A 23,369-nucleotide genomic window follows, 5' to 3' on the forward strand; every position below is an offset into this window, starting at 1 on the left:
TTTGTTTTGTGTTTGACAAATAGATTATAAAAAAAATTAAAAAAAATTAAAACAGCCCTAAATCTCGTTCAAATTGAACCCATTTTTAAGCACAAAACTCAACAAATATAAGTAATATGCTAAATTTTGAATTGAAAATTTTCTCTTTTTCTCTTTTGTCAACTAAAATAGAGTTAGTACTTTTGCGCAAACCTAGAGATAAATGAAAAATACTAAATATGTTTTTGTAACCGGAGGTGTTACATCTTCACTTGGAAAAGGGATTATTGCAGCTTCTTTAGCCAAATTACTACAAGACAGAGGCTACTCTGTAACCATACAAAAACTTGATCCATATATTAATATTGACCCTGGTACTTTAAACCCATATGAACATGGTGAATGCTATGTTACTGATGATGGTGCTGAAACGGATTTAGATTTAGGGCATTATGAGCGTTATTTAAACATACCTACCTCACAAGCCAACAATGTTACCACAGGTAGAATATATCAATCTGTTATTGATAAAGAACGTAAAGGTGAATTTTTAGGTAAAACAGTTCAAGTAATTCCTCATATTACTGATGAAATTAAAAACCGAATCCAAATTCTTGGAAAAACAGGTGAGTTTGATATTGTAATTACAGAAATTGGAGGAACTGTTGGTGATATTGAATCTTTACCATATGTAGAATCTGTTAGACAGTTACTTTGGGAGTTAGGTCATGAAAATGCAATTGTTATTCATTTAACTTTGGTTCCGTTTTTAGCTGCTGCGGGTGAATTAAAAACAAAACCTACACAACACTCTGTTAAAATGCTTATGCAAAGTGGTGTAAGCCCAGACATTTTAGTTTGCAGAACAGAACATAGTATTTCTGAATCTATTAAAAATAAGTTAGCCTTATTTTGCAATGTAAAAAAGGAAGATGTAATTGAATCTATTGATGCAGAAACAATTTACGATGTTCCGAACCTTATGCTTAAAGAAGGTTTAGACAAGGTAGTATTAAAAAAACTTCAACTTTCTAACGACAAACAACCTGAACTTGAAGCTTGGAACAAATTCTTAAAGAAATTTAAAAACCCTAAGCATACCATTGAAATTGGATTAATAGGTAAGTATGTAGAGTTACATGACGCATACAAATCTATTACTGAAGCTTTTATACACGCTGGTGCTGAAAACGAAGTAAAAGTAAAAGTTAATTGGATTCATTCAGAAGATTTAACAACACTAAACGTTCCTAGAAAATTAAAAAACTTAAACGGAATTTTAGTAGCTCCTGGTTTTGGTGAACGTGGAATTGAAGGGAAAATAGATGCTGTAAAATATGCACGTGAAAACAATATTCCGTTTTTAGGAATTTGTTTAGGAATGCAAATGGCAGTTATTGAATTTTCAAGAAACGTTCTAAACTTAGCTGATGCAAATTCAGCTGAAATGGATGACGAAACTTCAAACCCAGTGATTGACTTAATGGAAGAGCAAAAAGACATTACTGAATATGGTGGAACTATGCGTTTAGGTGCTTGGGATTGTGAATTGAAAGAAAATAGCAAAATTAAAGACATTTATAAACAAGATTTAATTAGCGAACGTCACAGACATAGATATGAGTTTAACAGTTCTTACTTAAAACAAATTGAAGCTGCTGGAATGATTGCTACAGGTAAAAATCCAAAAACCAATTTAGTTGAAGTTGTTGAAATACCTTCGCATCCTTGGTTTGTTGGTGTTCAATACCATCCTGAATATAAAAGTACCGTATTAAACCCACATCCTTTATTTGTTGATTTTATAAAAGCAGGTTTGGAACACTCTTTGAGCTAATATACAATCATTAATAAAAATCAATAAATAACAATACATTTACTACATTTGTCGGGCTTTTTAAAAAGTTTTAGAAAGCGAAATGACAAATTGACATTTTAAAAACAAAGATGGAAGAAAAAAAATTCGATTACAATTCAATAATTGGCTTCGGTTTATTATTTGTAATATTTATTTGGTGGGCATATACCAACCAACCTACACCTGAAGAATTAGAAGCTCAGAAAAAAGCAGAAACAGAGCAATTACAAAAAGAAGCTGAAACAACTGCAAACACTGCTAGTTTCAATAATAACTCTGAAACCACTATACCAGCAACAGATTCTTTAAGCTTAGCAAAAGCTAAAAGTGCTTTAGGAGCTTTTGCCGCTTCTGCAACTTTAACAAATGCTGAAACAGTATTAGAAAACGATGTTTTGAAACTGACAATTTCTAATAAAGGTGGACAAATAAAAGAAGCTTTAATTAAGTCTCACGTTACATACGACTCTTTACCGTTGTATATGATTAAAGATAATAATGCATCTTTTAACATTAACTTTGGAACTACAGACAATAGAACTTTAAATACAAAAGATTTATTATTTGAGCCAACACTAACTAAAAATGGCGAAGAGCAAATTCTTTCAATGAAATTAAAAGTTTCTAGCTCTCAATTTTTAGAATACAGTTACATTATTAAACCAGGAGCATATATGGTTGATTTCAATATGCGTTCCCAAGGTTTAAACACAACTATCAATAGCTCTCAACCAGTTACTTTAGATTGGAGTTTGGATGGATATCGTCACGAAAAAAGTATTCGTTACGAAAACCAACAAACTGAAATGTATTATGAAAAAGAAGATGAAAAAATTGACTACCTTTCTGTAGGAGGCGAAGATGATGCTGAAGAATCAGATGTAAATTGGGTAGCTTTTAAGCAACATTTCTTTTCAACCATTTTAATTTCTGAACAAGGATTTGACAATGCTAAATTAGATTCTAAAACACTTACACAAGATGAAGAAACTGATACTTTTACAAAAGCATTTTCATTAAAAACTCCTTTAGCTTTAGAAGGAGGTGAAATTGACTACAATATGAATTGGTATATTGGACCAAATGATTACCAAATTCTTAAAAAATATGACCGCAACATTAAAGAAGTTGTAAACTTAGGTTGGGGTATTTTTGGGTTTATTAATCGTGTAGTTTTTGTACCTGTTTTTAATTTGTTACAAGGTTTTATTGGTAACTACGGATTAATTATAATTCTGCTAACTATTGTTGTACGTATTTTTATGTCTCCACTAGTTTACAAATCGTACTTATCTAGTGCAAAAATGAAGGTGTTAAAACCTGAAATGGAAGAAATTAACAAACGTTTACCAGGAAAAGAAAATGCAATGAAACGTCAACAAGAAACAATGGCGCTTCAAAGTAAAGCTGGTGTAAGTCCGCTTGCGGGTTGTATTCCTGCAGTTTTACAAATGCCTGTATTCTTTGCATTATTTAGATTTTTCCCTTCAAATATAGACTTACGTCAAAAAGGATTTTTATGGGCTGAAGATTTATCTGCTTATGATTCTGTTTTTGAATTGCCATTTCACATTCCAATGTACGGTTCTCATATTAGTTTATTTCCAATTTTAGCTTCTATTGCAATTTTCTTTTATATGAGAATGAGTCAAAGTCAACAAATGAATATGCAGCAACCTACGCAAGAAGGAATGCCTGATATGCAAAAGATGATGAAAATGATGATGTACTTCTCGCCTGTTATGATGTTAATTTTCTTTAATATGTACGCAAGTAGCTTAAGTTTATACTACTTTGTATCTAACTTATTAACTATAACAATTATGTTGGTTATTAAAAATTACATTATTGACGAAGATAAAATTCACGCTAAAATTCAAGCAAATAAATTAAAACCTAAGAAAGAAGGTAAATTTAAGAAACGCTTAAATGAAGCAATGAAACAAGCTCAAGAACAACAAGCTCAACAAAAAAAGAAAAAATAATTCTATTTTCTTTTTAAAGATAAAAGTCTCAAAGTATAAACTTTGAGACTTTTTTTTAACTTTATATAAAAAATTGTAAATGAGCTTAATATCAAACAAATTTCACATTTATGTAACTTATAATTTAATTGTAGAAATACATTCTGGTAAATTAGATTTAGAATCTTATCTTAATTTTAAAAGAAAATTGTTTGCTCACAATGATTTTCAAACAGGGATGAATTATTTTATCAACCTAAAAAAAGTAGAATTTAGCGCTTCAACAATTGATATTGAAAAATTTGCTGCGTTTAACAATAAACGGCCGCCGTTTAACCAGAGAAGAAAAATTGCCTTAATTACAGACACACCTAGCCAAGTAGTATCTACAACTATTTATAAATCTTTGCTCACTAATAAAAATCAAGACATAGAGATTTTCACAACCAACGAAAAAGCTTTAGGTTGGATTCTACAAAATAATATTACTCAAAAAAATAATGTAATTTTGAGTGATTTCCCTGAACTCGCTTAATAAAACCCCAATGAAATTTAAAAATATATTTTTTGCTTTACTTGTATTTACTTTTACATTTTGTTCAAAAGACAGTAATACAACAATTCCAACTTCAGAAAATGAACTAAAAGAATTAACCATATTTCACATCAACGATCAGCACGGACAAATAAATAATTTCTCGAAAATTAAATATATTATAGATCAAGAAAAAAAAGAAACCAACGTTATAGTTACCTGCAGCGGTGATATTTTCTCAGGAAATCCAGTTGTAGATAATCATCAAGAAAAAGGATTCCCTATGATTGATTTAATGAATAAAGTGGGTTTTGATATTTCAGTTATTGGAAACCACGAGTTTGACTATGGAGAAACCATTTTAAAAGACCGCTTTACACAATCTGAATTCGATTGGGTTTGTGCTAATGTAGCAATGAATTCCTCAGGAATACCAGCTCCTTTCGAATATAAAACAATTACAAAAAACAATGTAAAAGTAACATTCCTTGGATTGGTTGAAACCAACGGAAAGGAAGATGCTGTTATTCCTTCAACACATCCTTGGAGAGTTCAAAACTTAACCTTCCAAAAGTATACCGATGTGATTGACAATTATTCCAATATAAAATCTGTTGAAGGTTCTGATTTATATATTGCTTTAACGCATTTAGGAAAAGGTGCTGACAGTAATTTAGCGACTAAAAGTCCCTATTTTGATATGATTATTGGAGGACATTCACATTCAATCATTAATGTTGAAACAAATAACATTCCTGTTTTTCAAGCCGGATCAAACTTAAAATATTTAGGAAAAATTAAAATAACAATTAAAGATAAAAAAATTGAAAACTACACGTATAGTTTAATTGATTTAGAAAATTATACAAATGAAGATAGCTCCATTAAAAGTACTATAGAAAATTATAATAAAAATGCCAACTTAACTGAAGTAATTGGTTTTGCTGAAGCTTACCATTCAAAAAGTGCTGTTGGAAGCTTTTATACAGATGCACTAAGAGTTGAAATGAATGTAGATGCCACTTTTCAAAATACAGGAGGAATACGTAATATTTTAGATCAAGGAGATATTTTAATTAACGAAATTTATAGCATTGACCCTTTTAATAATGGAAGCGTAACCTACACCATGACTGTTGGTGAAATAAAGGACTTTTTAACCAAATCTAAAGCCTCTCTTTATTATGCAGGTATTGAAATTGAGCAAGAAAACGGAACTATTACCATTTCTAAAAACAATCAAATTTTGGATGATAATAGTACATTAACTATTGGTATGAATGATTACATTCCTGCCGTTTATGATTCATTTTTTACTCAAACACCTACACTCAAAAATTTTACCACAGCAGAAACAATCATCAACCATTTAAAAAATAATGCAGCACCTATAAATTATTCAACTACTATCAATTATTTTAAATTTGAGTAAATAAAAAAATCTTCTCAAAACTTTTTAAAAGCCTGAGAAGATTTTATGTTTTTAAAATAACTTAATTACTTGTTTAAAAAAGCAAGCACATTTTTTTCAATTCTTTCAGTAATATTACTCACATCAGATTTCACAAACGATTCTCCGGTTATTTTTTCGTACAATTCAATATATCTTTCAGATATTTCTTGAATCTTCTCATCGCTCATTTCCGGAACAGTTTGCCCTTCTAAACCTTGAAAATTATTTTCAATTAACCATTGTCTCACAAACTCCTTTGATAATTGCTTTTGACTTTCGCCTTTCTTTTGTCTTTCTTCATAGCCTTCAGCATAAAAATATCTAGAAGAGTCAGGTGTATGAATTTCATCTATTAATAAAATTTGGCCATCTTTTGTTTTTCCAAATTCATATTTTGTATCCACCAAAATTAAACCACGCTCAGCGGCAATTTCAGTTCCTCTTTTAAATAAAGCTTTTGTATAACTTTCTAAAACTGCATAATCTTCAGCAGATACAATTCCTTTAGCAACAATATCTTCTTTTGAAATATCTTCGTCGTGGTCTCCATCTTCAGCCTTTGTAGCTGGTGTAATTATAGGTTCAGGAAACTTATCGTTTTCCTTCATTCCTTCAGGCATTGGAACACCACACAACATTCTTTTCCCCAATTTATATTCACGTGCTGCATGACCGCTCATATAACCTCTAATTACCATTTCAACTTTAAACGGATTACACATATGCCCTACAGCAACGTTCGGATCTGGAATTCCCAAAATCCAATTTGGAACAATATCTTGTGTTGCAGCTAACATTTTAGAAGCTATTTGGTTTAAAATTTGACCTTTATAAGGAATTTGTTTTGGCATTACTACATCAAAAGCAGAAAGCCTATCTGAAGCAATCATTACTAACGTTTCGTCGTTTAAATTATAAACCTCACGAACTTTCCCTTTGTACACATTCTTTTGTCCTGGAAAGTTAAAATTTGTATCATTAATTGTATTACTCATTGCCTACTTCAATACTTTTATATGCTGAAATTATATGTTTTACTAATCTATGTCTTATCACGTCTTTATCATCTAAATAAACAAATGCAATTCCTTTAACCTCTTTTAAAGTTAATAAAGCTTCTTTTAAACCTGAAACTTGACGTCTAGGTAAATCAATTTGTCCTGGATCTCCGTTGATGATAAATTTAGCACTTTTTCCCATACGCGTCAAAAACATTTTCATTTGATTGTGTGTGGTATTTTGTGCTTCGTCTAAAATTACAAATGCATTATCTAATGTTCTTCCTCGCATAAACGCCAATGGTGCAATTTCAATAATTCCTTTTTCAATATACGAATCTAACCGCTCAAAAGGAATCATATCACGTAATGCATCATACAATGGTTGCATATATGGATCTAGCTTTTCTTTCATATCTCCAGGTAAAAAACCTAAATTTTCACCAGATTCTACTGCTGGACGAGTTAACACAATTCTTCTAACTTCTTTTTCTTTTAGCGCTTTTACCGCTAAAGCTACGGCCGTATATGTTTTACCGGTTCCTGCAGGACCAATTGCAAAAAGCATATCATTTTTGGTCATTTTCTCAACCATTTTACGTTGATTCAACGTTTTTGGTTTAATAAGCTTACCTCCTACGCCATGAACTAAAACTCCGTCAACTGTTTTTGCGTTAATTTGTTCTTTCCCTGTTGAAGTTAAAATACGTTCAATACTATTTTCATCTAATTTATTGTACCTACTTAAATATTTCATCAACATTTCAAGACGCTTTTCAAATTCATCTAAAATATCGGGTTCTCCAAAAGCTTTTAAAGTATTTCCTCTAGCTACAATTTTAAGCTTTGGATAATACTTTTTTAACATTTCAATATGTGAATTATGAGTCCCAAATAAGTCATTTGGGTTAATATCAGTTAGTTCAATTAGACGTTCGTTCAAATGGATATATGTTAAGTTTAAATGAAAAATTGTGTGCAAATAAACCGAATAATTGATTAGATTTGCATAACAAATTTAATTATATCTAATAACAAAAGTTAAACCTACTCTAATAAGTTTTAAACATTTTATTAAGTATATAATTAATGTTAATTTAAAAAAAATCGCTCGCATTTTATATGTCGATAATTACGCTTACAACTGATTTTGGAATAAAGGACCATTTTGTGGGAGCCATTAAAGGTACCATTTATGGAGAGTTGCCTAATGCCAGAATTGTTGATATATCTCATCAAATATCTCCGTTTAATATTACTGAAACGGCCTATATTTTAAAAAACGCTTACAAAAGTTTTCCTGAAGGAAGTATTCATATTATTGGTGTTGATTCTGAATTAAATGAAATAAATAAACACATTGCTTTAAAATTAGACAATCATTATTTTATTTGTCCGGACAATGGAATTATTTCGTTGTTAGCTTCTGAAATTAAACCTGAAAAAATTGTAGAAATAAATATACACGACCGAGTTTCAACAAGTTTCCCTGTATTGGACGTTTTTGTTAAAGTTGCTTGTCATATTTCACGAGGTGGAACTTTAGAAGTTATTGGTAAAGTTATTTCAGAATATAAAAAGTTGGTTGAATTGCAACCAAATATTTCTGATGACAAAAAAACCATTCAAGGCAATATTATTTATATTGACAATTATGGGAATTCAATTAGTAATATAAATAGAAAATTATTTAACGAAGTTGGAAAAGGTAGAGACTTTGAAGTGATTGCTAATAAATATACTTTCAATAAAATTAATAATAAATACAGTGATATTATTGACTTTTCTGAAACAAAAGATGTGCGCCAAAAAGATGGAACTAGACTAGCTATTTTTAATTCAGCTAATTACTTAGAAATTGCAATGTACCGAAGTAATTTAAATACTGTAGGCGGAGCATCATCATTACTTGGATTAAATTATAGAGATGTAATTTCTATAAAATTCACCTAAAATCTGCATTAAAATATGTTTGTTCGAATTGTTAAAATGAGTTTTAAGCCTTCAAAAGTGGCGGTTTTCTTAGAAAACTTCAATAACAACAAACAAAACATACGAAATTTTAACGGTTGCCGTTTATTAGAATTATATCAAGATAAAAATGATGAATCAACCTATTTCACTTACAGCTATTGGGAAACTACAGAACATTTAGAAGCCTACAAAAACTCTCAACTTTTTAAAAGTGTTTGGGCAAAAACAAAAATATTGTTCAATAACAAACCTGTTGCTTGGAGCGTTGATAAAATTGAAAGTTTAAACTAATTTAAATGAAAGCTATTTTTATAAAAGAAATAAATTCATTTTTTGCTTCACCAATAGGCTATTTGGTGATTGTTATTTATTTAATAATAAATGGTTTGTTTTTATGGGTTTTTGAAGGTGATTTCAATTTTTTACACGCCGGATTTGCAGATTTAAATAGCTACTTTTTTTTAGCGCCTTGGATTTTCATCTTTTTAATTCCTGCTATAACAATGCGCAGTTTTTCAGATGAATTGAATACCGGAACTATTGAAATTTTAAAAACAAAACCTTTTACAAACTGGGAAATTGTTATTGGTAAATATTTAGGTGCATTGGTTTTAGTATTACTTGCTATAATTCCAACAGTTATTTATGCTTACAGTATTTATCAATTAGGAAATCCTAAAGGAAACCTCAACTTTGGAACCACATTTGGCTCTTTTATTGGGCTTATTTTTTTAAGTAGTGCATATGTTACAATTGGTATTTTTGCATCTACAATTTCAAAAAACCAAATTGTTTCTTTTTTAATTGCAATTTGCATCACTTTTTTCCTTTTTTACGGGTTTGAAGCACTTTCAACTCTAAGCACATTAAGTAATTTTAACTACACTTTACAGCAATTTGGAATGCTAGAACATTTTAACAGCATTGGAAAAGGTGTATTAGATTCTCGTGATTTAGTGTATTTTGCTTCTATCACTTTTTTATTTTTATTTATCACTAAATTTAGAATACAACATGCAGCATAAGTATTCTAAAATAGCAGTTGTTTTTTTAGGTTTATTAGTTATAAACATTATAAGCTATAACCTATACAAAAGGTTTGATTTAACCGAAGATCACAGGTATACTTTATCAAAAACTTCTGTAAACATTGTAGAAGCAATTGAGGAACCAATTTTTATAAAAGTATATTTAGAAGGTGATTTTCCTGCAGAATTTAAACGTTTACAAACTGAAACTAAATTACATTTAGAAGAATTAAAAGCGATCAACAAAAACATACAATTTAGATTTATAAACCCAAAAGATATTGCTGAAGAATTAGTTGAAAAAGGGTTAAAACCAAGTCGTTTACAAGTACAAGAAAACGGAAAATTATCTGAAATTGTTATTTTTCCTTGGGCTGTTGTTTCCTATAAAAACAAAACAGAGCCTGTTTCGCTTTTAAAAGATATTTTTGCAAATTCACAAAATGAACAGTTAGAAAGTTCTATTCAAAATTTAGAATATGCTTTTACTAATGCCATTCATATACTTACTTCTAAAAAAGAAAAAAAGATTGCCATTATTAAAGGAAATGGTGAATTAAATGATATTTATATTGCTGACTTTTTAAGAAAATTAAGAGAGTACTATCGCTTAGCTCCTTTTACTTTAGACTCTGTTGCTACGCAGCCTCAAAAAACATACGAAGCACTAACCAAATTTGATTTAATTATTATTTCAAAACCTACAAAGCATTTTACTGAAGAAGAAAAGTATACGTTAGATCAATACACTATGAATGGCGGAAAATCATTATGGTTAATTGACAACGTACAAGCTGAATTGGATAGTTTAATGCAAACAGGAGAATCTTTGGCGTATCCAAGAGATTTAAATTTAACAGATTTGTTTTTTAATTATGGCTTTAGAATTAATTACGACTTAGTAAACGATGTTTATAGCTCTAAAATTCCGTTAGCAACAGGTAATGTAGGAAATCAAACACAGTTTAGCTCTTTCAACTGGAACTATTTTCCGTTGGTAAATTCAACAAACAACCATCCAATAAACACAAATATTGAAGCTGTTAATTTAAAATTTGCAAATAGTATTGACACCTTAAAAAATGATATTCAAAAAACCATTTTATTAGAAAGTTCTGAAATTTCTAAATCTCAAGGTACACCATCAATTATTGCTTTAAAATCTATTGCCGAAAAAATAAACCCTTCAACATATAAAAACGGACATATTCCTTTGGCTGTTTTACTTGAAGGAAATTTTAAATCTGGTTACGCCGGCCGTACAAAACCATACCTAATTCCAAACTCAAAAGAACAAAGCAATCAAACTAAAATGATTATTGTTGCCGACGGTGATATTATTGCAAATGCAATTTCAAAAGGACAACCTTTAGAATTAGGAGTTGATAAATGGAGCAATCAACGTTATGGAAATAAAGAATTTTTATTGAACTCAGTAAACTATTTATTAGATGATATTGGATTGATAAACATTAGAGCTAAACATATTAAAATAAACTTTTTAGACAAAGAAAAAGCCTTTAATGAAGCTACTACTTGGCAACTAATAAACATACTTTTTCCATTACTTTTATTGGCAATTTTTGGCGTAATTTTCAACTATTTTAGAAAGAAAAAATACCAATAATTAAATTTTAGTACCTCTTAAAGTATTGTTAAAATTATAGTTACTTAATTTGAAGGTTTTTATATGTGTTATATTTGTTACTTAACTAAAATACACTACAATGATTAAAAGACTATTTATCCTTTGCTTATTCGTTGGATTTTCTTCAGCAATAAATGCACAAATTAAAACACCTCAACCAAGCCCTACAGCTAAAATTGAACAAGTTGTTGGCTTAACTGATATTACTATTGAATATTCTAGACCTGGAATGAGAGGTAGAACTATTTTTGGTGATTTGGTACCTTACGGAAAAACTTGGAGAACAGGCGCAAATGCCAACACAAAAATTACATTTAGCGACAATGTTTCTATTGACGGAAAAGAGTTAAAAAAAGGAACTTATGCAATTTACACGATTCCAAATGAAACTTCTTGGGATGTCATTTTTTATAGCGAATCAAATAATTGGGGAACTCCAAAAAAATGGGATGAAAACAATATTGTAGCAAAAACAACTGCTAAAATTGAAGCAATGCCAATGCCAATTGAAACTTTTACAATTTCTATAGATGATTTAACTTCAAAATCTGCAGTAATTGGCTTCTTATGGGAAAATGTTTATGTTGGTGTAAAAGTAGATGTTCCAACAGACAAATTAACTTCAAAAAGCATTGAAAAAGTAATGGCTGGTCCATCAGGAAACGATTATTTTCAAGCAGCAACGTACTACCACAATGAAGGTAAAGACTTAAATAAAGCTTTAGAATGGATGAAATTAGCTACTGCAGGAGAAAATCCTCCTTTTTGGTATTTACGTAGAATGAGCTTAATTCAAGCTGATTTAGGTGATACAAAAGGTGCTATTGAAACTGCAAAAAAATCATTGGCTGGTGCTGAAAAAGCTGGTAATGCAGATTACGTTAAAATGAATAAAGAATCAATTGCTGAATGGACTAAATAAGCAATTTAGAATTACATACTAAAAAAGCGCATTTTTGAAAATTTCAAAAATGCGCTTTTTGTATATCTACTGTTTTGTTAAAGAATACTTTTAAATTACTTCTCACAATACATCAAGAAGAAAACCAACGAACTTTAATACAAAATCAACTTTAATTGTTACTGTTAGATTTTTTATTCTTTATTATTTCACCTACAATGAATGGTACCTTTTTAAACGGTTTCTAATTTGTTTTTGCTCAAATATTGAATAAGTACTGCAAGAGTCATTACAGTAAAACACCCTACAAAATTCAACCATAAATAAGGTAAATTAATGTATTCATATTTGTCTAATAAATACAATGAAATTACAATTCCTTGTGTAAATAAAGCTGCTACAAAAACTGCGTTACTTTTCACAAACTTTATGAAAAATGCCAACAAGAAAATCCCTAAAACATTTCCATAAAAAATAGAACCGATTATATTTACTAACTGAATTAAATTATCAAATAAACTAGCTACACTTGCAACTAAAATTGCAATAAGTCCCCAAGCCAGTGTAAACCATTTTGATGCTTTTACATAATGTGCATCCGTTTTATCTGTTTTTACATTTCGCTTATATAAATCTATAGCTGTGGTACTTGCCAACGCATTTAATTCTGAAGCTGTACTTGACATTGCTGCAGATAAAATAACGGCTAACAACAAACCAATTAAACCTCTTGGTAAATTATTTAGAATGAAATGAATAAACACATAATCTTTATCGTTTGTTTCTGCAGAAGCATCCGCTTTAGAAATAACAGCTTTTGCTTGTGCTCTATTTTCAATTTCTAAAGCATTCAATCTTTTAATTTCTTCAACATACGAAACATTTTTTAAATCCTTTCCATAATTTAAACTTGCAATGGCTTTTTGCTGTTCAATATCTTTATGTTTTAGTTCTAATGCTTTATACTCATCAGCAAATTTAGATTCGTGAACAATCTTAGTTGCGGCAGGATTAAAATTTAAAGGTGAAGCATTGAATTGATAAAACACAAACACCATAACACCAACCAATAAAATAAAAAATTGCATAGGAACTTTTAACAATCCATTAAAAATTAATCCCCACTGCATTTCTTTTATAGATTTTCCAGATAAATAACGCTGCACTTGACTTTGGTCTGTTCCAAAATAAGAGAGTGCTAAAAAACTTCCTCCAATAATTCCACTCCAAAACGTATATCTATTATCTAAATTAAAAGAAAAATCTAACACTTCCATTTTACCACTAGCACCAGCAATTTTTAAAGCGTTGGTAAAATTAATATCAGCGGGCAAGTAACTTACTATTAAATAAAAAGCTACAAACATTCCAGCAAAAATAACGCCCATTTGTTGCTTTTGAGTCACACTAACTGCTTTTGTTCCACCGGTAACTGTATAAATAATAACCAACGTTCCAATAATAATATTTAAGGTTGTTAAATCCCAACCCAAAACAGCAGACAAAATAATTGCAGGAGCAAAAATGGTAATTCCAGCTGCAAGCCCACGTTGCACTAAAAATAAAATAGCAGCCAAACTACGTGTTTTTAAATCAAAACGAGTTTCTAAATATTCATAAGCAGTAAACACTTTTAAACGGTGGTAAATAGGAATAAATACCAAACAAATAATAACCATTGCAATGGGCAATCCAAAATAGAATTGAACAAAACCCATTCCGCTATGAAATGCTTGTCCGGGCGTAGATAAAAACGTAATAGCACTTGCTTGTGTAGCCATAACAGACAAACCTATTGTCCACCATTTTGCTTCACTTCCACCTTTAATATAATCGGTTACATTTTTACTTCCTTTTGTTTTATAAGCTCCGTAGGCAACAATAAACAACAAAGTTCCAATAAGTATAATCCAGTCTAACTGTTGCATAATTTAAGAGAATAAGTTGGTTAAAATATAAAACAATACAATGTAAACAGCATTGGCAATTAATACTGCTGAATATTCCTTTTTCCAAATATATTTAGGCTTTTCCATTTTAGTTTTTTAGTGGTTTTTCTGAATTATTTTTCCCAACTGAGAGCATATTTGCAAATAGTTTATAAGCACCAGGAACACCTGCTGGTAACTCTCTAAATAAACTTAAACCTGTATACATAAATGTACCTTCTCCATATTTTGCCACTAACAAACTCCCATCTTTAGGAGTTTCATTTTTATCGTTGATACTAATTATAGTCTCATAATTTTCATCCCATTTTTTAGGGAAATACAAACCACGTTCTTGTACCCAACCATCAAAATCAGAAGAAACAATTTTATTTGGATAATTTAACAATTCATGTGTTGGATTTAAGATTCTTACTTCTGAATTTTCATCTGTTACACGATCTCTTGACAATTCAATTGGATAAGGCCCAACTTCATCTACTTTTAAACGATGACTTGTATTGTATTGCACTATCATAGTACCACCATTGTACACATAATTGTGTAAATACTTTTGATAAAACTTAGATCTTTCATTAGTATTATAAGCTCTAATACCTAAAATTACAGCATCAAAATTCGCTAATTTCTCAGGAGTTATATCATCTTCATTTAATTCTACCACCGTATAACCTATTTGACGTAAACTAGTAGGAATTACATCTCCTGCTCCTTGAATATAACCAATTACTTGTCCTTTCTTTTCAATGTTTAAACGAACAACTTTTGCTTCAGAAGGCATTATAATAGATTGAAACGGAATATATTCATAATCAATTTCAACCAATTCATTGGTATATGTTTTTCCTTCTATTTCAACAATTGGAGAAATTAATCCCTCTGATTGTTCACTTGGCGGCGTTACTTCAAATTCAAAAACTTGTTCTTCTCCTTTTTGAGTTAAATTAAACTCAAAACTTTCAGGTGAAAAATTCCAATTTTCGGGTCCACAAAAAATTAACTTTCCTTTTAAATTATCTTTTACTGATTTTACTTTAACAGCAACTTTTTGAGCTTCTTGGGTTGAGAAAATATAAACTTTCTCTTCAAAGGAAGCAGAAACTTCTGGTAATATTTCAAATGGCTGATACACTTCACCTTTTACAGGATCGTTATATTTGTATATAACTTCTTTAGTGAAATTTATTTTTTGTCCGTTAAAATTTATACTAAAATCTGCAAAAACAGCCCTTGGAGTTTCAGGTAAACTAATCAGATTGGAATCTTCAACTGTATACATTCCTAAACTTCCTTTTTTATTTAACCAATATGGATATGTTTGATTGATATTTAAAGGAATATCAATATTCATTGTGAGTTTTTGAGAATTGTTATTTGACAACTTAATCAACTTTTCTTCTTTTAAATTTAATGGCTCAATAGTAATATTTTCCAAAGTCATTGGAAAATCACTTCTATTAATAGCTTCAATTTTAAGTATGTTTTTTGATCCTGGTGTAGTTGAAGAATTGTTAGCTACAGCTTCAATATACAAACCAGCACACGCTGCAATAACATTTTTTATCTCTTCAGATTTAATTGTTCTCCAATGTTCATTATTCAATTTTTGAATTAATGCATATGCTTTTACCAAATTTTTAATACTAGCAGCCGGATTTTTAAAATCAAAATCCGCTTCAACCTTATGTAAAATTTCACCAATTTCTGAACCACCTTCTACTCTATTCCAACTTGTATCAATACCCTCAAAAACTGTTTTACTTTTAGGAAAATCACCTTTTAAAAACTCTAAATACTCAGTTTGAGAACCTCTTGTTCCCGTATTACCAAACCCTTGAGATTGATGCTGACTTCTACTTAAAGATGCAATTTCGCTGTTTGACAATCCTTTGCTTGGATAATACGTTCCAACATCAATACTTAACAAGTTTGATTTATCTGCTTTTTCAAATTTTTCTATACCTCCATAAAACCAATACGAAGTATTAAAAAATAAACGTGTTGGTTGCCAAGAAGCATCATTTTCTAAATATGTTTTATACTCTTTATTTGAAGCCAAATCAAAAGCTTCAACACTTAAAACGGCTGAAGTTGTATGGTGTCCGTGTGTTGAACCAGGAGTTCTATGATCGAAACGATTGATAATAACATCAGGTTGAAACTTTCTTATTACGGCTACAACATCTTTTAGAACCTCCTCTTTATTCCAAATTTCCAAAGTTTCATTGGGGTGCTTTGAATACCCAAAATCATTGGCACGTGTAAAAAACTGTTCTCCACCATCAATATTTCTGGCAGCTAATAATTCTTGAGTTCTAATTACACCAAGTAATTCTCTAATTTCAGGACCAACAAGGTTTTGACCACCATCACCACGTGTTAAACTTAAATAAGCAGTTCTGGCTTTTACATCATTCGCCATGTATGAAATTAATCGAGTGTTTTCATCATCAGGATGTGCAGCAATGTATAATACAGTTCCTAAAAAATTTAACTTTTGAATAGCATCATAAATTTCACCTGAAGTAGGTTTTTTAGGAGCTTGAGCAAAAATTAAAGGAATTGAAACAATAGTAAATAACAGAAATGTAAAGTATTTCTTCATGTAAAATTAGTTTTTAGTAGTAAAAACAAATATAAAATTTATATGCTAGGAACCCCTTTAAAAATAATCATATTAACATAATTATAACTTTTTTTAAAATACATTTATAACTACCTAAAATGGTATATTTTACGTTATATTTACCACCTTAAAACTGTTAATAAATATCTTTTTGAATACAACATATTTAGAATATATTTGTAATTCATTCTATTAAAATAAGCATACATGAAATTTATAGTATCAAGTAGTCAATTATTAAAACAACTTCAGGTTTTAGGAGGTGTTATCAATAGTAGCAATACCTTACCTATTTTAGATAATTTTTTATTCGAATTAAATCAAAATGAATTAAAGATTTCTGCTTCTGATTTAGAAACCACTATGAGCACAAGCATTGAGGTTGAATCTGATTCTGAAGGTTCTGTAGCTATTTCGGCACGTTTGCTTTTAGATACATTAAAAACGTTTCCAAACCAACCTTTAACTTTTAAGATAGAAGAAAATAATACTATTGAAATTAGTTCAAGTCATGGAAAGTATGATATGGCTTATTTTGATGGAAACGAATTTCCTAAAGCAGTTTCAATTGCATCACCAAGTCAAACAGTAATACCTGGTCAAATATTAGCAACGGCAATTTCAAAAACTATTTTTGCCGCAGGAAATGATGATTTAAGACCTGTAATGAGTGGTGTATTTTTTCAATTTAGTACAGATAGCTTAACTTTTGTTGCTACAGATGCTCACAAATTGGTAAAATATTCTAGAACAGATGTTGTAGCAAATGATAGCGCTGAATTTATTATGCCTAAAAAACCACTTAACTTATTAAAAGGAATTTTAGGAGGAAATGAAAGTGATGTTACTATTGAATATAACGATGCAAACGCAAAATTTACGTTTGACAATGTAGTGTTAGTTTGTAGATTAATTGATGGAAAATATCCTAATTACGAAGCGGTTATTCCAAAAGAAAACCCAAACAAATTAACTGTTGAAAGAGGTATCTTTTTAAATTCAGTAAAACGTGTGTCTATTTTCTCAAGCAAAACAACACATCAAATTAGATTAAAAATGGCTGGAACTGAATTAAATATCTCTGCTGAAGATATTGATTATTCAAATAAAGCCGAAGAGCGTTTAGTTTGTGAATACCAAGGTGATGATATGCAAATTGGTTTCAACTCTCGTTTTTTAACTGAAATGTTAAGTAACTTAAACTCTAATGAAGTTTTAATTGAAATGTCTATGCCTAACAGAGCCGGAATTTTAACACCAATTGATGGTGTTGAAGAAGGTGAATTTATTACCATGTTAGTAATGCCTGTTATGTTAAATAACTAAACTTTATACAAAAATATATATAAAAAACCACAACTTAAAAGTTGTGGTTTTTTTATTTTATATAATTCAACTAAATAATATTCATTAATTTAGATTGCACTTACACTTGAATATCTTTTTTATGAAAAAATCAAACTTATTAAACAGACGCTCTTTTATACAAAATACAGCTCTAGCTAGTGGAGCTTTATTAGTACCTTTTGATATACTTTCAAAGAATATTTTCACATCTGAAAGCCCTATAAAAAACAATCTTGAAATTCATTTGTTTTCTAAATGTTTACAATTTTTAGATTATAACGAAACTTGCATTGCCGCAAAAGAAATGGGGTTTAATGGCTTAGATTTAACAGTTAGACCAAAAGGACATGTATTACCCGAAAATGTTGAAAAAGATCTTCCTAAGGCCACTGAAATAATGAAGAAACATGGCTTAACACCAAAAATGATTTCTACCAGTGTAGTAGATGCAACTAATGCTACCAATATTTCAGTACTAAAAACGGCAAAAAAACTAGGCTATCAATATTATCGTACAGGCTGGGTAAAATATAATCGCAATCAATCTGTTCAAGAAAACATTATTAAAACTAAAAAACAATTTACTGCTTTAGCTAAACTAAATAGTAACATTGGAATTACAGGTGCATACCAAAACCATGCTGGCTATTATGTTGGTTCTCCTATTTGGGATCTAGAACAACTACTAACTAATTTTTCACCATCAAATTTGGGCTCTCAATATGATATTACACATGCAAGAGTTGAAGGAGGAAAAAACTGGGAACTTGGCTTTGAATTAATTCAACCACATATAAATTCACTTGCAATAAAAGATTTTAAATGGGAAAAAATAAATGGAAAATGGAAAGTTGTTTACACTCCGCTAGGTGAAGGAATGATTGATTTTCATTATTATTTTTCTTTACTTAAAAAATATAAAATAAACGTACCAATTTCGCTGCACGTAGAGTACGATTTAGGTGGTGCTGAAAAAGGAAAAATTCCAACTATGGAAAAATCTGAAATACTTAAAAAAATACGAAAAGACTTATTGTTTATTCAAAAAATTTGGGCAGAAATAGATTAACAAGCCTTTATTTTAAAGAAAAAACACTTTAAATTATCAATCCTTAAAATCCACTTTTAGTGGATTTTTTTGTATCATTGCTTTAAAATTATCTCATGAATTTTTTAGCACACCTTTATCTTTCAAAAGACAATAAAAATATTTTAATTGGAAACTTTATTTCTGATGCTGTTAAAGGTAAAAAATATCTAAATTATCCATTCGAGATTAAAGCAGGAATATTACTGCACCGAGAAATAGACAACTTTACAGACACGCATCCAACTGTTAGAAAAAGTATGCACCGATTGCATAAACGCTACAGACATTATGATGGAGTAATTATTGATATTTTATACGATCATTTCTTAGCAAAAAACTGGGACACATATTCTGAAATTCCTTTAGAGCTATATGCTGAAAACGTTTACAATTTTCTAAATAAAAATATAGAAACTTTCCCTGAAGAAATTCAAAATTTATTGCCTAATATGATCAAATATAATTGGTTGTTAAATTACGCATCTATAGAAGGTATAGCGCGTGTTCTTGGCGGCATGAACAAAAGAACAAAAGGTATTTCTCAAATGGATTTAGCCATTGAAGATTTAAAAACAAATTACTCTGAATTAGAAGAAGATTTCACTTCATATTTTAAAGAACTTGAAGCTTTTACTGATGAGAAAACCCAATATTTATTAAAAAAATGAAACAATTAGTACTATTATTTTTTATTGGTTTATTAGCTATACAATGTACAAAAACCAACCAAAAGAAAGAACCAGTAACCGGAACAGTTGCAGAAAATGCAATGGTAGTTTCAGCAAGAAAAGAAGCTTCTAACATAGGAATTGAAATTTTAAAGAAAGGTGGTAATGCCTTTGATGCTATGATTGCTACTGAATTATCTTTAGCTGTTGCTTATCCGTTTGCTGGAAATATTGGAGGTGGTGGTTTTATGGTTTTTAGAACCAACAACGGTGAAACTGGCGCTTTAGATTACAGAGAGAAAGCTCCTTTAGCCGCTTCAAAAAACATGTATTTAGACGAACAAGATAATATTATCCCCGGAAAAAGCACACTAGGTGCAATGGCAATTGGAGTTCCCGGAACCATTGATGGTTTATTTAAAGTACATGAAAAGTTTGGAAGCTTACCTTTTTCCGAATTAATTCAACCCGCAATTGACTTAGCATACAAAGGTGTTGCAGTTACTAAAAAACAAGAAAACAGGTTAAATAAATACCGTCACTATTTTTTAGAAGTAAATAAATCTCCAATTATTTTTGATAAGCATTGGAAGGAAAACGACACCATAAAATATTTGGCATTAGCCAAAACGTTAGAGAGAATTAGAGATAATGGACGTGATGGTTTTTACAAAGGAGAAACTGCAGAACAATTAGTAAAAACCGTTAAAATTTTAGGTGGAATTATAACAAAAGAAGACCTTGAGAAATACAAGGCTATTTGGAGAAAACCAATTGAATTTACTTATAAAAACTTAAAAATTATTGCAATGTCTCCTCCTTCAAGCGGTGGTGTTTGTAGCGCACAAATATTTAAAGCATTAGAGCCTTTTAACATTGCATCTTTAGGACATAATTCTTTAAAAGCAATTCAATTAATTACAGAAGCCGAAAGAAGAGCGTACGCCGATAGATCTTTTTATTTAGGTGATCCTGACTTTGTAAAAATTCCTATTGACACCTTAATTTCAACAACCTATGTTTCAAAAAGAATGGCTAATTTTTCTTGGGAAAAAGCAACTTCTTCCAAAGATATAAACCACGGAAATATAATTGGGTACGAAAGTGATGAAACTACGCACTACTCTATTATAGATCAATTTGGGAATGCAATTTCTGCAACTACAACCTTAAATGGAGCCTATGGTTCAAAAGTATTTGTAACTGAAGGCGGATTTCTTTTAAATAATGAAATGGACGACTTTAGTTCAAAACCAGGAGAACCAAATATGTTTGGATTAATTGGAGCCGAAGCAAATTCAATAAAACCAGAAAAAAGAATGTTAAGTTCTATGACACCAACAATTGTTGAAAAAGACAATAAATTGTTTATGTCTTTAGGTTCGCCAGGTGGTTCAACTATTATTACAAGTGTAATGCAAACAATTTTAAATGTGTATGAGTTTAATTTAAGTATGCAAGAAGCTGTAAATGCTCCACGTTTTCATCACCAATGGTTGCCAGATGTTATTACATTAGAGCCTAAAGGTTTTGCAAAAGATTTAGTGTTACAACTTCAAGAAAAAGGCTATCAAATAAATCAAGAAAATTCTAGAATTATAGGTAAAGTTGATGCTATTAAAGTTCTTGAAAATGGAAAATTAGAAGGTGGTGCAGATTACCGAGGTGATGACGCTGCTGTTGGTTACTAATAATTATTAATTATAAAAAACATCCTTATGGATTCAAATATCATTTCAAAAGGCATTTTAAGAGCACTTGGTGTAATTGTAGGAATTTTAGTATTACTATTTTTTCTTTTTAAAATTCAATCAATTATTGTTTATGTTTTGGTAGCTGCTATTATTTCATTAATATCAAGACCATTTATTCAATTTTTAAGAACAAAACTAAAATTACCAAACACTATTTCAGTAATTATAACTTTAATTGCTTTAGTATTTTTAATGGTAGGCTTAATAAGTATGTTTGTTCCTTTAATAATGAAACAAGGAGAAAACTTGTCTTTACTAAATATTGATACCCTTCGATTAAATATTAGAACACTTCTAAAAGAAGTAAACATGTATTTTTTAGGATATAATATTGATTTGGTTGATGAATTAAAAGATTCAGGATTTATTAAAAACTTAACAGCAATTCCAAATTTATTAAACTCTGTAATTGGTATTTTAGGAAGCTTTAGTATTGCTTTGTTTTCAATTATTTTTATCACATTCTTTTTTATGAAAGACAGTACTTTGGTTGAAAATTCTGTGTACACAATGATTAATAACAACAGCCAAACAAAAATGAAATCTTCAATTGAAAAAATTAAAAATTTATTATCAAGATATTTTATAGGACTGGTTTTTCAAATAACAATTTTGTTTGTAATCTATATATTTACACTGTTAATTTTTGGAATTGAAAATGCTTTTGTTATAGCTTTTTTATGTGCGCTTTTAAATTTAATTCCATACATAGGCCCACTAATTGGCGGTATGCTAATGTTATTTTTAACAATGAGCAGTAACTTAGGATTCGATTTTAAAACTGTTATTTTACCAACTACGGCCTATGTTATGTTTGGTTACCTAATAGCGCAATTAATTGATAATTTTTTAAGTCAACCTTTAATATTTTCAAACAGAGTAAAATCGCATCCTTTAGAAATATTTTTGGTAATTTTAATTAGCGGTAATTTATTTGGTATTGTTGGAATGATTGTAGCAGTGCCAACTTACACGGTAATTAAAGTTATTTTACAAGAATTTTTATCAGACAATAAAATTGTAAAATCACTTACTAAAGACTTTTAGTTTATGGTTACGTTCATTGCTTTATTAAGAGGAATAAATGTATCTGGTCATAACAAAATTAAAATGGCCAATCTTAAACAATTGTTTCTTAATAATGGCTTTTCAGAAGTTGAAACATATATACAAAGTGGAAATGTTATTTTTAAATCTAAAGAACTAAACACACTTAAAATTGAACAGCGTATTATTACTTCAATTGAAAAACAATTTGGCTTTACAATTAAAGTGTTGGTTTTAACAAAAACCGAATTGTCAACTGTTTTTAGTTCAAATCCTTTTTTAGATAGAGAATTCATAGACATTTCTAAATTATGCGTTACCTTTTTAAGTGCAACACCAACACTTGAAACAATCTCTGAAATTAAAGAATTAGGACTCAAAAATAATGATGAATTTTATTTAAATAACAATACTGTTTATTTGCATTGCCCTAACGGTTTTGGAAAAACAAAGCTAACAAATAACTTATTTGAACGTAAATTTAAAGTGAATGCAACTACCAGAAATTGGAAAACAATCACTAAATTAATTGAATTAAGTAATTAACATT

Annotated in this window: 19 protein-coding genes; 15 read left to right on the forward strand and 4 right to left on the reverse strand. The window is 29.6% G+C overall.

What is annotated here, in order from left to right; genetic code table 11:
- The first annotated feature begins 202 nt into the window (after positions 1-202).
- From ACFQ5N_RS11390 to ACFQ5N_RS11405, 4 genes are all read left to right on the forward strand, one after another.
- Positions 203-1,816 carry a CTP synthase gene (locus ACFQ5N_RS11390; RefSeq protein ID WP_386809624.1) on the forward strand — a complete coding sequence of 538 codons (1,614 nt, stop codon included), beginning with the start codon at positions 203-205 and terminating at the stop codon, positions 1,814-1,816.
- A gap of 110 nt (positions 1,817-1,926) precedes the next feature.
- Positions 1,927-3,822 (forward strand): membrane protein insertase YidC, encoded by a 1,896-nt coding sequence (yidC, locus tag ACFQ5N_RS11395; RefSeq protein WP_386809625.1) that lies wholly within the window; start codon positions 1,927-1,929, stop codon positions 3,820-3,822.
- 79 nt (positions 3,823-3,901) lie between these two features.
- Positions 3,902-4,336 (forward strand): hypothetical protein, encoded by a 435-nt coding sequence (locus tag ACFQ5N_RS11400; protein WP_386809626.1) that lies wholly within the window; start codon positions 3,902-3,904, stop codon positions 4,334-4,336.
- Positions 4,337-4,346: 10 nt separating this feature from the next.
- Entirely contained in the window at positions 4,347-5,768 is a 1,422-nt protein-coding gene (locus ACFQ5N_RS11405) for a bifunctional metallophosphatase/5'-nucleotidase (protein WP_386809627.1), read from the forward strand.
- 65 nt (positions 5,769-5,833) lie between these two features.
- On the opposite strand, the gene ACFQ5N_RS11410 is transcribed toward ACFQ5N_RS11405, so the two are convergent.
- Entirely contained in the window at positions 5,834-6,784 is a 951-nt protein-coding gene (locus tag ACFQ5N_RS11410; RefSeq protein ID WP_386809628.1) for a phosphoribosylaminoimidazolesuccinocarboxamide synthase, read from the reverse strand.
- Positions 6,777-7,730: a PhoH family protein gene (locus ACFQ5N_RS11415; RefSeq protein ID WP_386809629.1), complete on the reverse strand. Its 954-nt coding sequence runs from the start codon at positions 7,728-7,730 to the stop codon at positions 6,777-6,779. The genes ACFQ5N_RS11410 and ACFQ5N_RS11415 overlap by 8 nt, the downstream gene beginning before the upstream one ends.
- Positions 7,731-7,909: 179 nt before the next feature.
- Here ACFQ5N_RS11415 and ACFQ5N_RS11420 point away from each other — a divergent pair, with 179 nt between their 5' ends.
- The 5 genes from ACFQ5N_RS11420 to ACFQ5N_RS11440 all read left to right on the forward strand — a co-directional run bounded on the left by ACFQ5N_RS11420 (position 7,910) and on the right by ACFQ5N_RS11440 (position 12,359).
- Positions 7,910-8,740 (forward strand): SAM hydrolase/SAM-dependent halogenase family protein, encoded by an 831-nt coding sequence (locus tag ACFQ5N_RS11420; protein ID WP_386809630.1) that lies wholly within the window; start codon positions 7,910-7,912, stop codon positions 8,738-8,740.
- 15 nt (positions 8,741-8,755) lie between these two features.
- Positions 8,756-9,052, forward strand: coding sequence for a putative quinol monooxygenase (locus ACFQ5N_RS11425; protein WP_386809631.1), 297 nt, complete (start codon positions 8,756-8,758; stop codon positions 9,050-9,052).
- Between the two features lie 5 nt (positions 9,053-9,057).
- On the forward strand, positions 9,058-9,786 hold the full coding sequence (gene gldF, locus ACFQ5N_RS11430) for a gliding motility-associated ABC transporter permease subunit GldF (protein WP_386809632.1): 729 nt from the start codon (positions 9,058-9,060) through the stop codon (positions 9,784-9,786).
- The gene (gene gldG, locus ACFQ5N_RS11435; protein ID WP_386809633.1) at positions 9,776-11,416 is read left to right on the forward strand and encodes a gliding motility-associated ABC transporter substrate-binding protein GldG; all 1,641 of its coding nucleotides are present in this window, start codon (positions 9,776-9,778) and stop codon (positions 11,414-11,416) included. The genes gldF and gldG overlap by 11 nt, the downstream gene beginning before the upstream one ends.
- A gap of 100 nt (positions 11,417-11,516) precedes the next feature.
- The gene (locus ACFQ5N_RS11440) at positions 11,517-12,359 is read left to right on the forward strand and encodes a DUF2911 domain-containing protein (protein ID WP_386809634.1); all 843 of its coding nucleotides are present in this window, start codon (positions 11,517-11,519) and stop codon (positions 12,357-12,359) included.
- Between the two features lie 212 nt (positions 12,360-12,571).
- Here ACFQ5N_RS11440 and ACFQ5N_RS11445 read toward each other — a convergent pair whose 3' ends face one another.
- Complete coding sequence (locus ACFQ5N_RS11445) at positions 12,572-14,266, reverse strand: sodium:solute symporter (RefSeq protein ID WP_386809635.1); 1,695 nt, start codon at positions 14,264-14,266, stop codon at positions 12,572-12,574.
- 109 nt (positions 14,267-14,375) lie between these two features.
- A complete protein-coding gene (locus ACFQ5N_RS11450; protein WP_386809637.1) occupies positions 14,376-16,892 on the reverse strand; it encodes a PIG-L family deacetylase in 2,517 nt (838 codons plus the stop codon).
- 228 nt (positions 16,893-17,120) lie between these two features.
- Between ACFQ5N_RS11450 and dnaN the strand changes: the two genes are divergently transcribed.
- The 6 genes from dnaN (at position 17,121) to ACFQ5N_RS11480 (ending at position 23,365) form a co-directional block, all read left to right on the forward strand.
- Positions 17,121-18,239, forward strand: a complete 1,119-nt coding sequence (gene dnaN / locus ACFQ5N_RS11455; protein WP_386809638.1) for a DNA polymerase III subunit beta — start codon at positions 17,121-17,123, stop codon at positions 18,237-18,239.
- A 121-nt stretch (positions 18,240-18,360) separates the two neighbouring features.
- Positions 18,361-19,329 (forward strand): sugar phosphate isomerase/epimerase family protein, encoded by a 969-nt coding sequence (locus ACFQ5N_RS11460; protein ID WP_386809640.1) that lies wholly within the window; start codon positions 18,361-18,363, stop codon positions 19,327-19,329.
- A 95-nt stretch (positions 19,330-19,424) separates the two neighbouring features.
- Positions 19,425-20,018: an acyl carrier protein phosphodiesterase gene (locus ACFQ5N_RS11465; RefSeq protein ID WP_386809641.1), complete on the forward strand. Its 594-nt coding sequence runs from the start codon at positions 19,425-19,427 to the stop codon at positions 20,016-20,018.
- Positions 20,015-21,709, forward strand: a complete 1,695-nt coding sequence (gene ggt / locus ACFQ5N_RS11470) for a gamma-glutamyltransferase (protein ID WP_386809642.1) — start codon at positions 20,015-20,017, stop codon at positions 21,707-21,709. Before ACFQ5N_RS11465 ends, ggt begins: the two co-directional genes overlap by 4 nt.
- A gap of 27 nt (positions 21,710-21,736) precedes the next feature.
- On the forward strand, positions 21,737-22,819 hold the full coding sequence (locus tag ACFQ5N_RS11475) for an AI-2E family transporter (protein ID WP_386809643.1): 1,083 nt from the start codon (positions 21,737-21,739) through the stop codon (positions 22,817-22,819).
- A gap of 3 nt (positions 22,820-22,822) precedes the next feature.
- Positions 22,823-23,365, forward strand: a complete 543-nt coding sequence (locus ACFQ5N_RS11480; protein ID WP_386809645.1) for a DUF1697 domain-containing protein — start codon at positions 22,823-22,825, stop codon at positions 23,363-23,365.
- The last annotated feature ends 4 nt before the right edge of the window (positions 23,366-23,369 follow it).

This window comes from Lutibacter holmesii, assembly GCF_042679665.1.
Classification (GTDB): Bacteria; Bacteroidota; Bacteroidia; order Flavobacteriales; family Flavobacteriaceae; genus Lutibacter; species Lutibacter holmesii.

Excerpts from the sequence above, each read along its gene's own strand:
- ACFQ5N_RS11440 (WP_386809634.1), top strand. The coding sequence starts at position 11,517 with ATGATTAAAAGACTATTTATCCTTTGCTTATTCGTTGGATTTTCTTCA.
- ACFQ5N_RS11450 (WP_386809637.1), bottom strand. The coding sequence starts at position 16,892 with ATGAAGAAATACTTTACATTTCTGTTATTTACTATTGTTTCAATTCCT.
- ACFQ5N_RS11425 (WP_386809631.1), top strand. The coding sequence starts at position 8,756 with ATGTTTGTTCGAATTGTTAAAATGAGTTTTAAGCCTTCAAAAGTGGCG.
- ggt (WP_386809642.1), top strand. The coding sequence starts at position 20,015 with ATGAAACAATTAGTACTATTATTTTTTATTGGTTTATTAGCTATACAA.
- ACFQ5N_RS11390 (WP_386809624.1), top strand. The coding sequence starts at position 203 with ATGAAAAATACTAAATATGTTTTTGTAACCGGAGGTGTTACATCTTCA.
- ACFQ5N_RS11400 (WP_386809626.1), top strand. The coding sequence starts at position 3,902 with ATGAGCTTAATATCAAACAAATTTCACATTTATGTAACTTATAATTTA.
- ACFQ5N_RS11405 (WP_386809627.1), top strand. The coding sequence starts at position 4,347 with ATGAAATTTAAAAATATATTTTTTGCTTTACTTGTATTTACTTTTACA.
- dnaN (WP_386809638.1), top strand. The coding sequence starts at position 17,121 with ATGAAATTTATAGTATCAAGTAGTCAATTATTAAAACAACTTCAGGTT.
- ACFQ5N_RS11480 (WP_386809645.1), top strand. The coding sequence starts at position 22,823 with ATGGTTACGTTCATTGCTTTATTAAGAGGAATAAATGTATCTGGTCAT.
- gldF (WP_386809632.1), top strand. The coding sequence starts at position 9,058 with ATGAAAGCTATTTTTATAAAAGAAATAAATTCATTTTTTGCTTCACCA.
- ACFQ5N_RS11460 (WP_386809640.1), top strand. The coding sequence starts at position 18,361 with ATGAAAAAATCAAACTTATTAAACAGACGCTCTTTTATACAAAATACA.
- gldG (WP_386809633.1), top strand. The coding sequence starts at position 9,776 with ATGCAGCATAAGTATTCTAAAATAGCAGTTGTTTTTTTAGGTTTATTA.
- ACFQ5N_RS11475 (WP_386809643.1), top strand. The coding sequence starts at position 21,737 with ATGGATTCAAATATCATTTCAAAAGGCATTTTAAGAGCACTTGGTGTA.
- ACFQ5N_RS11445 (WP_386809635.1), bottom strand. The coding sequence starts at position 14,266 with ATGCAACAGTTAGACTGGATTATACTTATTGGAACTTTGTTGTTTATT.
- ACFQ5N_RS11420 (WP_386809630.1), top strand. The coding sequence starts at position 7,910 with ATGTCGATAATTACGCTTACAACTGATTTTGGAATAAAGGACCATTTT.
- yidC (WP_386809625.1), top strand. The coding sequence starts at position 1,927 with ATGGAAGAAAAAAAATTCGATTACAATTCAATAATTGGCTTCGGTTTA.
- ACFQ5N_RS11465 (WP_386809641.1), top strand. The coding sequence starts at position 19,425 with ATGAATTTTTTAGCACACCTTTATCTTTCAAAAGACAATAAAAATATT.
- ACFQ5N_RS11410 (WP_386809628.1), bottom strand. The coding sequence starts at position 6,784 with ATGAGTAATACAATTAATGATACAAATTTTAACTTTCCAGGACAAAAG.